The 12,915-nt window shown below is 66.0% G+C and carries 12 protein-coding genes; 11 read left to right on the top strand and 1 reads right to left on the bottom strand.

Going from position 1 to position 12,915, the window contains the following annotated elements:
• Positions 1–78 precede the first annotated feature (78 nt).
• From I3J27_RS10710 to I3J27_RS10660, 11 genes are all read left to right on the top strand, one after another.
• Positions 79–1,059 (top strand): ABC transporter permease, encoded by a 981-nt coding sequence (locus I3J27_RS10710; RefSeq protein ID WP_270168495.1) that lies wholly within the window; start codon positions 79–81, stop codon positions 1,057–1,059.
• A 10-nt stretch (positions 1,060–1,069) separates the two neighbouring features.
• Positions 1,070–2,038 (top strand): ABC transporter permease, encoded by a 969-nt coding sequence (locus I3J27_RS10705; RefSeq protein ID WP_270168493.1) that lies wholly within the window; start codon positions 1,070–1,072, stop codon positions 2,036–2,038.
• A gap of 13 nt (positions 2,039–2,051) precedes the next feature.
• Positions 2,052–3,038: an ABC transporter ATP-binding protein gene (locus I3J27_RS10700; RefSeq protein ID WP_270168491.1), complete on the top strand. Its 987-nt coding sequence runs from the start codon at positions 2,052–2,054 to the stop codon at positions 3,036–3,038.
• Positions 3,035–4,024, top strand: a complete 990-nt coding sequence (locus tag I3J27_RS10695; protein ID WP_270168488.1) for an ABC transporter ATP-binding protein — start codon at positions 3,035–3,037, stop codon at positions 4,022–4,024. Before I3J27_RS10700 ends, I3J27_RS10695 begins: the two co-directional genes overlap by 4 nt.
• A gap of 79 nt (positions 4,025–4,103) precedes the next feature.
• Entirely contained in the window at positions 4,104–5,909 is a 1,806-nt protein-coding gene (locus I3J27_RS10690; protein WP_270168486.1) for a gamma-glutamyltransferase family protein, read from the top strand.
• Between the two features lie 9 nt (positions 5,910–5,918).
• Entirely contained in the window at positions 5,919–6,629 is a 711-nt protein-coding gene (locus tag I3J27_RS10685; protein WP_270168484.1) for a DUF1028 domain-containing protein, read from the top strand.
• Positions 6,626–7,615 carry an ABC transporter ATP-binding protein gene (locus I3J27_RS10680; protein ID WP_270168482.1) on the top strand — a complete coding sequence of 330 codons (990 nt, stop codon included), beginning with the start codon at positions 6,626–6,628 and terminating at the stop codon, positions 7,613–7,615. Before I3J27_RS10685 ends, I3J27_RS10680 begins: the two co-directional genes overlap by 4 nt.
• Positions 7,615–8,721 carry an ABC transporter ATP-binding protein gene (locus I3J27_RS10675; protein WP_270168480.1) on the top strand — a complete coding sequence of 369 codons (1,107 nt, stop codon included), beginning with the start codon at positions 7,615–7,617 and terminating at the stop codon, positions 8,719–8,721. Before I3J27_RS10680 ends, I3J27_RS10675 begins: the two co-directional genes overlap by 1 nt.
• Before the next feature lie 23 nt (positions 8,722–8,744).
• On the top strand, positions 8,745–10,253 hold the full coding sequence (locus I3J27_RS10670) for an ABC transporter substrate-binding protein (protein ID WP_270168478.1): 1,509 nt from the start codon (positions 8,745–8,747) through the stop codon (positions 10,251–10,253).
• 10 nt (positions 10,254–10,263) lie between these two features.
• Positions 10,264–11,205, top strand: coding sequence for an ABC transporter permease (locus tag I3J27_RS10665; protein WP_270168476.1), 942 nt, complete (start codon positions 10,264–10,266; stop codon positions 11,203–11,205).
• Positions 11,206–11,208: 3 nt separating this feature from the next.
• Complete coding sequence (locus I3J27_RS10660) at positions 11,209–12,096, top strand: ABC transporter permease (RefSeq protein WP_270168474.1); 888 nt, start codon at positions 11,209–11,211, stop codon at positions 12,094–12,096.
• A 66-nt stretch (positions 12,097–12,162) separates the two neighbouring features.
• Here I3J27_RS10660 and cnbZ read toward each other — a convergent pair whose 3' ends face one another.
• The gene (gene cnbZ, locus I3J27_RS10655; protein ID WP_270168472.1) at positions 12,163–12,909 is read right to left on the bottom strand and encodes a 2-amino-5-chloromuconate deaminase CnbZ; all 747 of its coding nucleotides are present in this window, start codon (positions 12,907–12,909) and stop codon (positions 12,163–12,165) included.
• Positions 12,910–12,915: the final 6 nt, after the last annotated feature.

Here is a 12,915-nt window from a genome sequence, read left to right as displayed (position 1 = left end):
GCGTCAGGCTTCCGGGACCTTTCCTTTTCCGGCTGACAACGACGTCGACCAGACGCACACCCAAGGATAGTGGAAGGCATGCTCGCTTTCACTCTTCGCCGCGCCCTTCAGGCTATCGGCGTCATGTTCGCCGTCGGCATCATCGCGTTCTCGATGTTCCGTTTCGCTGGCGACCCCGTCAACCAGATCGTCTCGATTGACACGCCCGCAGCCGAACGCGAAGCCGTGCGAAAATCGCTCGGCCTCGACGATCCCGTCCCGGTGCAGTTCGTGCGCTATTTCGGCAATGCCGCGCAATTCAAGTTTGGCGTGTCCTATCAGTTCCGCCAACCGGTCTCGGCACTGTTGATGGAGCGGATGCCCGCGACGCTCGAACTCGCGATCTCCGCGACCGTGTTTGCAATGGTCCTCGGCATCCTGATGGGCGTCTATTCGGCGCTCAGGCGCGACACCCTGCTCGCCAAATTATTCCAGGCGGTCTCGCTGATCGGCATCTCGCTGCCGACTTTCCTGATCGGCATCCTCCTGATCTATTTGTTCGCGGTGACTTTGGGCTGGCTGCCTTCGTTCGGCCGGGGCGAGGTGGTCAAGCTCGGCTGGTGGACGACAGGCCTTCTTACGCTATCGGGGCTGAAAGCCTTGATCATGCCCTCGATCACGCTCGGCCTGTTCCAGATGACCCTGATCATGCGGCTGGTCCGCGCCGAGATGCTGGAAGTGATGCGCACCGACTATATCCGCTTCGCCCGCGCCCGGGGGCTGACCACCCGTGCGATCCATTTCGGCCACGCGCTGAAGAACACACTCATCCCCGTCATCACGGTGGCCGGACTACAGTTTGGCTCGGTTATTGCATTTTCGATCATCACCGAAACCGTGTTCCAGTGGCCGGGCATGGGGATTCTGTTCGTGCAAGCCGTGCAAAACGTCGATATCCCGATCATGGCCGCCTACCTGCTGATGGTCTCGCTGATCTTCGTGACCATCAATCTGGTGGTCGACATCCTCTACACCGTGGTCGATCCGCGCCTGCGCGCGACTGTCGGCCGCGCCACTTAAGGCAGCCTGCATGTCCGACGCAGTCGTCTCCAATTCCGGCAAGCAGAGCGCGCCGTCGGCGCATGCCCGCAGCTGGCTCAGTCGTGCGCTCGATAGCGACGTCTTCTATTCGTTCCGCCGCTCCAAGCTGACCATGGTGGCGGCGGCCATCACCGTGCTGTTCTTCCTGCTCGCGATCTTTGCATCCTGGCTCGCGGTCCAGAACCCGTTCGATCCGGCGCAGCTCCAGTTGCTGAACTCGCGGATCTCGCCGATCTGGACCGCCGACGGCCAGAGCCCGTTCCTGCTCGGCACCGACGAGCAGGGCCGCGACGTGTTCTCCGCCATCCTCTACGGCTTGCGCATCTCGCTCGCCGTCGGCGTTGCCGGCGTGATCTTCGCCGGCGCGCTCGGCATCGCACTTGGCCTCATCGCCGGCTATTTCGGCGGCGCGGTCGATGGCGTGATCATGCGGGTCGCCGATGTGCAGCTCACCTTCCCAGCCATCCTGATCGCACTGCTGGTCAACGGCATCGCGAAATCGATCCTCGGCAACCGGCTGGACGCCACCAGCATGCTGGTGGTGCTCGTGGTCTCGATCGGCCTGAGCTTCTGGGTCGGGTATGCCCGCACGGTGCGCAGCTCCGTGATGGTCGAGAAGAACAAGGACTACGTGGCCGCCGCGCAGCTGATCGGCCTGCCCGCACCGAAGATCATGTTCCGCCACGTGCTGCCGAACACGATGGGCCCGATCCTGGTCATCGCCACCATCAACCTCGCGCTGGCGATCATCACGGAAGCGACGCTGTCCTTCCTCGGCGTCGGCCTGCCCGACACTATGCCGTCGCTCGGCACGCTGATCCGCATCGGCAACAATTATCTGTTCGCGGGCGAATGGTGGATCGTCGCCTTCCCCGGGCTTGCGCTCGCCGCACTGATCCTGTCGATCAACCTGCTCGGCGACTGGCTGCGCGATGCGCTCAATCCAAAACTTCGATGAGCAAGCGCCGCCCATGACCGAACCCGTTCTCTCCGTGCGCAATCTTCAGGTCGAGTTCGCCGCCCGCCGTGGCACGCTGCGCGCGATCGACGGCGTCTCCTTCGACATCGCCAAGGGGGAGGTGCTGGGCGTGGTCGGCGAATCCGGCGCCGGCAAGTCCGTCACGGGGCTCGCGGTGATCGGCCTGATCGATCCGCCCGGCCGCATCGCCGGCGGCGAGATTCATCTCGCGGGCCTGCGCGTCGACAATCTGCCGCCGGAAGAGATGCGCCGCGTCCGCGGCAAGCGGATCGGCATGATCTTCCAGGATCCCCTCACCTCGCTCAATCCGCTGTACAAGGTCGGCGACCAGATCGTGGAGACGATCCGGACCCATCTCAATCTGTCCGAGACGGCCGCGCGCCGCCGCGCCATCGACCTGCTCGCCGAAGTCGGCATCCCGGCGCCGGAGAAACGCATCGACGGCTATCCCCATGAATTCTCCGGTGGCATGCGCCAGCGCGTGGTGATTGCACTGGCGATCTGCGCCGAGCCGGAGCTGATCATCGCGGACGAGCCGACCACGGCGCTCGACGTCTCCGTGCAGGCGCAGATCATCTCGCTGATCAAGCGGCTCGGCCGGGACCACGGCACCGCCGTGATGCTGGTGACGCACGACATGGGCGTGATCGCGGAAGCCTCCGACCGCGTCGCAGTGATGTATGCCGGCCGCATCGCCGAGATCGGCCCGGTGCAGGACGTCGTGAGGAATCCGCTGCACCCCTACGCCAAGGGCCTGATGGGCGCGATCCCCACGCTTGCCGGCGACGACAAGCGCCTGGTGCAGATCCCCGGCTCGATGCCGCGGCTGTCGGCGATCCCACCCGGCTGCTCGTTCAACCCGCGCTGCGCCTTCGCCTTCGATCGCTGCCGGGTGGAGCGGCCGGAGCCGTTGCCGCGCGGCGCGCAATCGGTCGCCTGCCACCTCTATGACAACGTGCCGGCGGAGAGCGCGGCATGAGCGCGCCCTTCGTCCAGGCCACAAATCTGCGCCGCGTCTTCGACGTCTCGAAACCCTGGCTCAATCGCGTGCTCGAAGGCGGGCATCTCGAATATCTCAAGGCCGTCGACGGCGTCACCTTCGACATCAGGAAGGGCGAGACCTTTGCGCTGGTCGGTGAATCCGGCTCGGGCAAGACCACGGTGGCGCGGATGGTCGTCGGCCTGTTGCCGCCGAGCTCCGGTGACGTGCTGATCGACGGCGTCTCGATGACCGATCCGCGGCAGGCCCAGGCGCGGCGAAAGCTGCGCCGCCGCATCCAGATGATCTTTCAGGATCCCTATGCGAGCCTGAATCCCCGCTTCCGGGTCGACGCCATCATCTCGGAGCCGATCCGTGCCTTCGACCTGATCCAGGGCGAGCGCGACATCCAGGGGCGCGTCGGCGAGCTGCTCAGCCTCGTCGGCCTGCATCCCGACGACCGGCTGAAGTTTCCGCACGAATTCTCCGGCGGCCAGCGCCAGCGCATCGCGATCGCCAGGGCGCTCGCCTCGGATGCCGAGTTCATCGTCTGCGACGAGCCGACCTCGGCGCTCGACGTCTCCGTGCAGGCCCAGATCCTGAACTTGATGCGCGACCTCCAGGACAAGTTCGGCCTGACCTACATGTTCATCAGCCACAACCTCGCCGTGGTCCGCCACATGGCGAGCCGGGTCGGCGTGATGTATCTCGGCCGCATCGTCGAGATCGCCGAGGGACGCGAGCTGTTCGCCCGGCCGCGCATGCCTTACACCAAGATGCTGCTGGGCGCCGTGCCGGATCTCGCCATGAGCGGCCGCCAGCGCATTCCGGTGAAGGGCGAGATCCCGAACCCGATCAATCCGCCCCCCGGCTGCGCCTTCAATCCACGCTGCCCGCTGGCATTCGATCTCTGCCGCAAGGAAGCCCCGGAACTGATCGAGGGCGTCGCCTGCCACGCGGTCAACACCGCGCCGGTCCCGGCGTGACGCGCGCGTGCCATGCAGCCTGCGCATTTGGCGACGGGGTGGCCCTGTGATCAATTGCGCGCCGCAGATGAGGTAGCCCATGGCCAGCAACGTCAATCCCGACCCGTTCACGACGCGCCCCGAGATCGAGGGCACGTTCGGCGTCGTCGCCACCACGCACTGGATCGCGACCGCCGTCGGCATGGCCATCCTGGAGAAGGGCGGCAACGCCTTCGACGCCGGCGTCGCCACTGCGTTCACGCTCCAGGTGGTCGAGCCGCATCTGAACGGCCCCGGCGGCGACGTTCCCGTCATCGTCCATGACGTGAAGCGCGACCGCACCGAGGTGATCTGCGGCCAGGGCCCGGCGCCGGCGCGCGCCACCATCGCCCATTACAAGAGCGAAGGCCTCGATATGGTGCCCGGCACCGGCCTGCTCGCAGCCTGCGTTCCCGGCACCTTCGAATCCTGGATGATGCTGCTACGCGACTACGGCACGATGCGCGTGCGCGACGTGCTGGAGCCCGCGATCTCCTATGCGCGCGACGGCTACCCGCTGGTCGAGCGCGCCTGCGCCACGATCCAGACCGTCGAGCAATTGTTCCGCAAGCACTGGCCGACATCTGCCGCGGTTTACCTGCCCAATGGTGAAGTGCCGCGGCCAGGCACGCTCTTCACCAACAAGACGCTGGCGGCAACTTACACCCGGATCTTGAACGAGGCCGAGAGCGGTGGCGGTGGCCGCGACGCCGAGATCGAGCGCGCGCGAAAGTCCTGGTCGCAGGGTTTCGTCGCCGAAGCCATCGACAAGTTCTGCCGGACCCAGGAAGTGATGGACGTCAGCGGTTCGCCACATCGCGGCGTGCTCTCCGCCGACGACATGGCGCGCTGGCAGCCGACGGTCGAGGCGCCCCTCACCTACGACTATGGCCGCTACACCGTCTGCAAGGCCGGCGTCTGGAGCCAGGGTCCGGTGACGCTGCAGCAGCTCGCGCTGTTGAAGGGCTTTGCGCTCGACGGGCTCGATCCGACCGGACCGGAATTCATCCATCTCCAGATTGAATGCGCCAAACTCGCCTTCGCCGATCGCGAAAAATTCTATGGCGACCCCAAATTCAGCGAGATCCCGATCGCGACGCTGCTGTCGGACGCCTATAACGACGAACGTCGTAAGCTGGTGACCGAGAAAGCTTCGCTCGATCTCCGGCCCGGCGCGGTCGAGGGCTTTGGCGGCGTGGTCAAGCTGCGCCGCGCTGAAGGCCAACGCGAGGCCGTCGGCGCGCTCGGCGCCGGCGAACCAACCGTGGGGCGCTTCGGCGAGGTGCGCGGCGACACCGTGCATTTCGACATCATCGACAAGGCCGGCAACATGGTGTCCTCGACGCCGTCGGGAGGCTGGCTGCAATCCTCGCCTGTCATTCCCGAACTGGGTTTCTGCCTCGGCAGCCGCGCACAAATGTTCGATTTGGAGGAGAACCAACCGAGCTCGCTCGCGCCGGGCAAGCGCCCACGCACGACGCTGTCGCCGACCATGGCGCTGCGCGACGGCGAGCCGTATCTCGCCTGGGGCTCGCCCGGCGGCGATCAGCAGGACCAGTGGATCACGCAATTCTTCCTGCGCCACGTCCATTGCAATCTCAATCTCCAGGAGGCGATCGACGCGCCGGCCTGGCACTCCGAGCACTTCCCGATCTCGTTCTGGCCGCGCACCGCGCGCCCCGGCGTGCTCGTGGTCGAGAACCGCGTGCCGAAGGCGACGATCGAGAATCTCCGCGAGCGCGGGCACATCGTCGAGGTCGGCCCCGACTGGTCGGAAGGCCGCCTTACCGCCGCCTCGCGCGTCGGTGTGCGCCGGCGCGCCGCCGCCAATCCGCGCGGCATGCAGGGCTACGCCGCAGGACGCTGAAGGCAGCACATGACCTGGTCGATCATCGCGCGAGATCCTGCCACCGGCCAGTTCGGCATCGCGGTCGCGACCCGTTTTTTCGCCGTCGGCGCGCGGGTGCCGTACATCGCCGCAGGCCTCGGCGCCATTGCGACACAGGCCTTCGTCAATCCCTATTACGGCATCGACGGCCTCAAACTGTTGCGTCAGGGCCTGAACGCGCATGACGTGCTCGCCGCCCTGCTCGCGAGCGATGACGGCCGCGAGAGCCGGCAGATCCACATCATGGATGCCAGCGGCGAAATCGCCGCGCACACCGGGCGCGATTGCGTCGACTGGTGCGGGCATATCGCAGGCAGCGGCTTCTCCATTGCCGGCAATATGCTGGCCGGTGCCGACGTGCTCGACGAGACCGCGAAGACCTATATCGCCAATGACAGCCTGCCCTTCCCGCGCCGCCTGCTCGCGGCCATGCGGGCGGGCGAGGCCGCCGGCGGCGACAAGCGCGGCAAGCAGTCGGCCGCGCTGCTGATCCACGGCGAGGAGGAATGGCCGGCGCTGGACATCCGCGCCGACGATCATCCCGATCCGCTCGGCGAGCTCGAACGGCTCGAGCGCGTCAGCCAGGAGCTCTGGGTGCATTTTCGCAACTCGATGCCGACGCGGCAAAATCCGGCCGGCAACACCGATCGCAGCGTCATCGACGCCAGCATCGCCGCGGCGCGTGCAAGGTCATCATGAGCGCGAGCCCGCTCATCGAGATCACGGACCTGCGCATCCGCTTCCACGGCGACGACGGCCGCATCACCCACGCGGTCGACAGCGTCGATCTCAGCGTCGCCAACGGCGCGACGCTCGGCCTCGTCGGCGAATCCGGCTGCGGCAAGAGCGTAACGTCGCTGGCGATCATGGGCCTGCTACCGAAACAGAGCGCGGAGATATCCGGCGCGATCCGCTTCGACGGCCTCGACCTGTTGCAAACCCCGGACCAGACCCTGCGGGACCTGCGCGGCAACCGGCTGGCGATGATTTTTCAGGAGCCGATGACCTCGCTCAACCCGAGTTTTACGATCGGCGACCAGATCATCGAGACGATTTTGCGTCACCGTGGCGGCTCGCGGAAGAGCGCACGCCAGCGGGCGGTCGAGCTGCTCCGCCGCGTCCACATCCCTTCGCCCGAGCGGCGGATCGACGAATATCCGCACAAGCTCTCCGGCGGCATGCGCCAGCGCGTGATGATCGCGATGGCGCTGGCCTGCGATCCGCGCCTGCTGATCGCGGACGAGCCGACCACCGCGCTCGACGTCACCTTGCAGGCGCAGATCCTGGAGCTGATGCGCGAATTGAAGGCGGCGAGCGGCGCGGCCATCATCCTGATCACCCACGATCTCGGCGTCGTCGCCGAAGTGTGCGACGAGGTCGCGGTGATGTATGCCGGCGAGATCGTCGAGCGGGCACCGGTCGATGAGCTGTTCTCCGCACCACAACATCCCTACACGGTCGGCCTGCTTGGCTCGATCCCGCGGCTCGACCATCGCGCCGAGCAGCTCGCGACGATCGAAGGCATGGTGCCAAACATGGCGCAGCCCCCCGCCGGCTGCCGCTTCGCCGCGCGCTGTCCCTTCGTGCTGGACGCCTGCACCAAAGCGCCGCCGCCGCTCGTCGAGATCAGCGCCGGCCACCTTTCGCGCTGCATCCGCGCGCCGCTCGAACTGTTGGTGTCGTGATGGCACTGCTCGAGGTCAAAGGGCTGGTCAAGCATTTCGTCGCCCAGCGCTCGCTGTTCGGCCGGGCGCTGGCGCATGTCAAAGCGGTCGATGGCGTATCCTTCACGCTCGAAGCCGGCAAGACGCTGGCCCTGGTCGGCGAATCCGGCTGCGGCAAATCCACCGTCAGCCGCCTGGTGCTGCGGCTGATCGAGCCCGATGCGGGCACGGTACGTTTCGACGGCCGCGATCTGCTCTCGCTCGATCCCGAGGCGCTCCGAAAATTCCGCCGCGAGGCGCAGATCATCTTCCAGGACCCCTACGCCTCGCTCAATCCGCGCATGACCGTCGGCCAGATCCTGACCGAGCCGCTGGCGCTGCATAATCTTGTGCCGCCGGCGCAGCGGCGCGAGCGCGTCGCAGAGATCTTGCGGCTGGTCGGGCTGGAGCCGCGGCTGGCGCGGCGTTACCCACACGAATTCTCCGGCGGCCAGCGCCAGCGCATTGCGATTGCCCGTGCGCTCGCGGTCGAACCGAAACTGATCATCTGCGACGAACCGGTCTCGGCGCTTGACGTTTCGATCCGTTCGCAGATCCTCAATCTCCTGCGCGAGCTCCAGGACCGCCTCGGCCTCGCCTACATCTTCGTCTCGCACGACCTCGCGGTGGTCAAGCACATCGCCGACCGCGTCGCCGTTATGAATCTCGGCCAGATCGTCGAGACGGCCGATGCGGACGCACTGTTCGCCCGGCCACGCCACCCCTATAGCCGCGCGCTGTTGTCCGCGATCCCCCTGCCGCAACCTCTCGCCAAGCGAGCGAAGGTCGTGCTGCAAGGCGAAATTCCGAGCGCGCTCAATCCACCGGCCGGCTGTCGCTTCCACACCCGCTGCCCGTTTGTGATCGAGCGCTGCCGCAGCGAGGCGCCGGAGCTTGTGGCCGACGCCACCGGCCACGCCGCCGCCTGTCACCGCGTCAGCGAGCTGCCATCCGCCGACGCCATCCTGCCGGCAGCGGCCGGATTTTCCCCGGCACTGGCAAAATTGGTCGCCGCCTTCAGCCGAAAGACGGAAGGCGCTGGGCCCGCCGGGGTTGGTATACAGAGCGCAAGGCCTACAACGACGTAAGCCACAGCAATGGGGACTGTCCGATGAAGATGTTTCGCCTGGCCGCAACGGCCACCGCTTTCCTGCTGTCGCTTGGCGCCGCGCAGGCCCAGTCCACGCTGCGCATCGGCCTTGCCGAGGACCCCGACATCCTCGATCCGACCATGGCGCGCACCTATGTCGGCCGCATCGTGTTCTCCGCGTTCTGCGACAAGCTGTTCGACATCGACGAGAAGCTCAACATCGTGCCGCAGCTCGCGCTGTCCAGCGAGACGGCCGACGACGGCAAGGCGCTCGTCATCAAGCTGCGGCCCGGCGTGAAATTCCACGACGGCGAACCGTTCGATGCGGACGCCGCCAAATTCTCGCTGGAGCGTCATCTGACGTTCCCCGGCTCATTCCGCAAGCCCGAGCTCGCCTCGGTCGACCACATCGAAATCGTCGATCCCCTCACCGTCAAGCTGGTGCTGAAATCGCCGTTCTCGCCGCTGCTCGCCCAGCTCACCGATCGCGCCGGCATGATGATGTCGCCGAAGGCAGCCAAGGAAGCCGGAGACAAGTTCGGCCTGCGTCCGGTCTGCGCCGGTCCGTACAAGTTCGTCGAGCGCGTGCAGCAGGACCGCATCGTATTCGAGAAATTCGCCGACTACTGGAACAAGGACAACGTCTTCATCGACAAGATCGTGTTCCAGCCGATCGTCGACGCCACCGTGCGATTGGCGAACCTGAAATCCGGCGGCCTCGATCTGATCGAGCGCGTGCTCGCTACCGACCTTAAAGAGGTGCGCGCGGATTCGCGGCTGAAAGTCGCGACCGCAATCGAGCTCGGCTATCAGGGCGTCACGCTCAACATCGGCAAGGACAAGGCCAAGGGGCCGCTCAGCCAATCCGCCAAGGTGCGGCAGGCGCTCGACCTTGCGATCGACCGCGAGGCGATCAACCAGGTCGTGTTCAACGGCGAGTTCCAGCCCGGCAATCAGTGGGTCAATCCTGATCACCCCTACTATCAGAAATCCCTTCCTATCCGCCCCCGCAACGTCGAGAAGGCCAAGGCGCTGCTGAAGGAGGCCGGCGTGACGCCGCCGGTCAGCGTCGATTTCCTGGTACCGAAGGGCGCGGAGACCGAGACGCCGGCGCAGGTGATCCAGTCGATGGCGGCCGAAGCCGGATTCGACATGAAGCTCCGCGTCACCGAATTTGCGACCGGGCTCAAGCAGGCCGAAGCCGGCGACTACCAGGCCTTCATGCTCGCCTGGAGCGGCCGCGTCGATCCCGATGGCAACACCTTCGTCTTCCTGCACAACGGCGCGCCGCAGAACTACGGCGCATGGAATAATCCGCAGGCCGACAAGGCGCTGGAAGACGCGCGTCTCGTCACCGATCCCGTCAAGCGCAAGGCCAGCTATGAAGCCCTGGCCAAGCTGGTCCAGGACGAAGAACCGCTCCTGTACCTCTATCATCGCCGCATCATCATCGCGCATACGACGAAGCTCGAAGGCTACAAGCAGATGCCCGACGGCCTCGTGCGCGTCATCGGCCTCAAGCTGAAGTGACGCTGACAGGATGCTGAACTTCCTCGCCCGCCGCCTTGCGCAGATCGTGCCGACACTCTTCTTCGTCTCGGTATTGATTTTCTCGCTGCAGCAATTGCTGCCGGGCGATCCTGCGCTGGTGATGGCGGGCGAAGAGCGCGATCCGGCCGTGATCGAACAGATCCGGCACCAGTACCGGCTCGATCAGCCCGTCCCCGTGCAGTACGCCTACTGGATCAAGGGCGTGCTTTCGGGCGATTTCGGCGAGTCCCTGCGCAACAAGATGCCGGTCCGCGAGCTGATCGCGCAGAAGCTGCCGGTGACGCTGCAGCTCGGCTCGATGGCGATCGTCATCGCGTTCCTGATCGGCATTCCCGCCGGCATCGTCGCAGCCGTCAAGAAGGGCACGGCCTGGGACTATGGTGCCAATCTGTTCGCGCTGTGGGGCATTTCGACGCCGAACTTCTGGCTCGGCATCATGCTGATCTTCCTGTTCTCGATCGAGCTCGGCTGGCTGCCGGCCTCGGGCTATGTGCCGCTCACCGAGAACTGGCGCGCGAGCCTCGCTGTCACCATCATGCCGGCCTTTGTGCTCGGCAACGCCATTGCCGCGGTCCTGATGCGGCATACCCGCAGCGCCATGCTGCAGGTGCTGGAGAGCGATTATGTCCGCACCGCGCGCGCCAAGGGTCTCTCCGAGCGCTCGGTGATCCTCAAGCACGCCATGCGCAACGCGCTGACGCCGATCATCACGCTGGGCGCGCTCGAGCTCGGGACGTTGCTGTCGGGTGCCGTGCTGACCGAGCAGATCTTCTCCATCCCCGGCTTCGGCAAGCTGATCGTCGATGCCGTGTTCAATCGCGACTACGCCGTCGTGCAGGGCGTGGTGCTGGTGACGGCGACGATCTACATCACGCTCAACCTGATCGCCGACATCGCCTACATCCTCGTCAATCCCAGGCTGAGGGGCTAGGCGATGACCGACGCCGTGCTCGCGGCCAATCCTGTCTCCGACGCCGGCGAGCTGGACAGCCCGGCGCGCCGGGCGCGGCGCCGCCTGTTCAAGCGCAAGGCGGCGGTCGCGGGCCTTGTAATCCTCACGATCTTCATCCTGCTCGCGTTGCTGGCGCCTCTGATCGTGCCCTATGATCCCATCGCCACGAGCTGGAGCCTGGTGCGCAAGCCGCCCACCGCCGCACACTGGTTCGGCACCGACGAGCTTGGCCGCGATATTCTGAGCCGCGTCGTTTATGGCGCGCGCGCCTCGCTGCTGGCCGGACTGATCTCGGTTGCGATCGCGCTCGGCATCGGGGTGCCCCTTGGCCTGCTCGCCGGCTATCGCGGCGGCTTCACCGATGCGCTGATCAGCCGGATCACCGATGCGATGCTGGCCTGCCCGTTCCTGATCCTGGCGATCGCGCTCGCGGCGTTCCTGGGCCCGAGTCTCGGCAACGCCATGATCGCGATCGGCATCTCCGCAACGCCGATCTTCATTCGGCTAACGCGCGGGCAGGTGCTGAACGTCAAGGCCGAAGACTATGTCGGGGCGGCGCGCGCGCTCGGCAATCCGCCATGGCGGATCGCGTTCTCGCATATCCTGCCGAACATTTTGCCGGCGCTGCTGGTGCAGGCGACGCTGTCGATCGCGGCGGCCATCATCGCGGAAGCTGCGCTGTCCTTCCTCGGCCTCGGCCAACAGCCTCCGGCGCCGTCCTGGGGCAGCATGCTCAACGCGGCACAACGCTTCCTGACCCAGGCGCCGTGGATGGCGATCTGGCCGGGCCTTGCGATCTTCCTCGTGGTGCTGTCGCTGAACCTGCTCGGCGACGGCCTGCGCGACGCGCTCGACCCGCGCCAGCGTTGAGATCAGTTCAGGGCCGCTCCCTTCACCTCTCCTACGGGAGAGGTGAAGAACGACCGTCGATGGGCGTCAAATCACCGTCTCGCGCATCACGCGGCGGCAGTCCATCTCATATTCGAGATCGACCACCGGCGGCCTGGCAAAGTGCCAGGTCAGGCCGGAGCGCAGCGCGCCGCGACGGACCAATTCATCGACCAGCGCGTGGTGGAAATCGTGCACGGAATAGGCCTGCACGCCGGTCGTGTCCTTCCAGCCGAAGCCGAACGCCGTCATCCGGCTTTCCATCTGGGACGTCGTGGTGAAACGCACCTTCTCGCGCAGACCTTCCGGGCTGAGATCGCGGTAGCGCACGGTGCGCTCGACATAGGTCCCGCCACCTTCACGCGCCTCGGCGCCACCGGCGATCACGAAGCTCGGCGCCTTCGACGTCGTCGGCCGCGTGAACGAGAACGCATAGAACGATGGCTCCGACGGCGGATCGATCTCGGGACAGACATTGCTGCGCGCGACCGGATTGGTGGTGCCGTCGAAGATGCCCCATTCGGACAGCGTCTTCACATAATGCAGGTTGAACGCGCGAAAGCCTTCTTCGCTGAAGGCCGCCGGCGAGCGCAGCTCGCAGGCGCAGAACGCCGTCAATGGCCGGCCTGCTTCCTGGATATACTTCGCCGCCAGCGCAAACCCTTCCGCGAGCGGCACCAGGCGGTCGAACCGGACGCGCTCGACCTCATAGCCGTCATTCGCGGCCGCGCCGGCCGAATACTGAAACACGGACGGAATGAAACGATAATTGCCGGCAGAGAAGTCACTGACCATATCAAA

This window comes from Bradyrhizobium xenonodulans (genome assembly GCF_027594865.1).
Classification (GTDB): Bacteria; Pseudomonadota; Alphaproteobacteria; order Rhizobiales; family Xanthobacteraceae; genus Bradyrhizobium; species Bradyrhizobium xenonodulans.
This window is presented reverse-complemented; position numbering and strand designations above follow the sequence as displayed.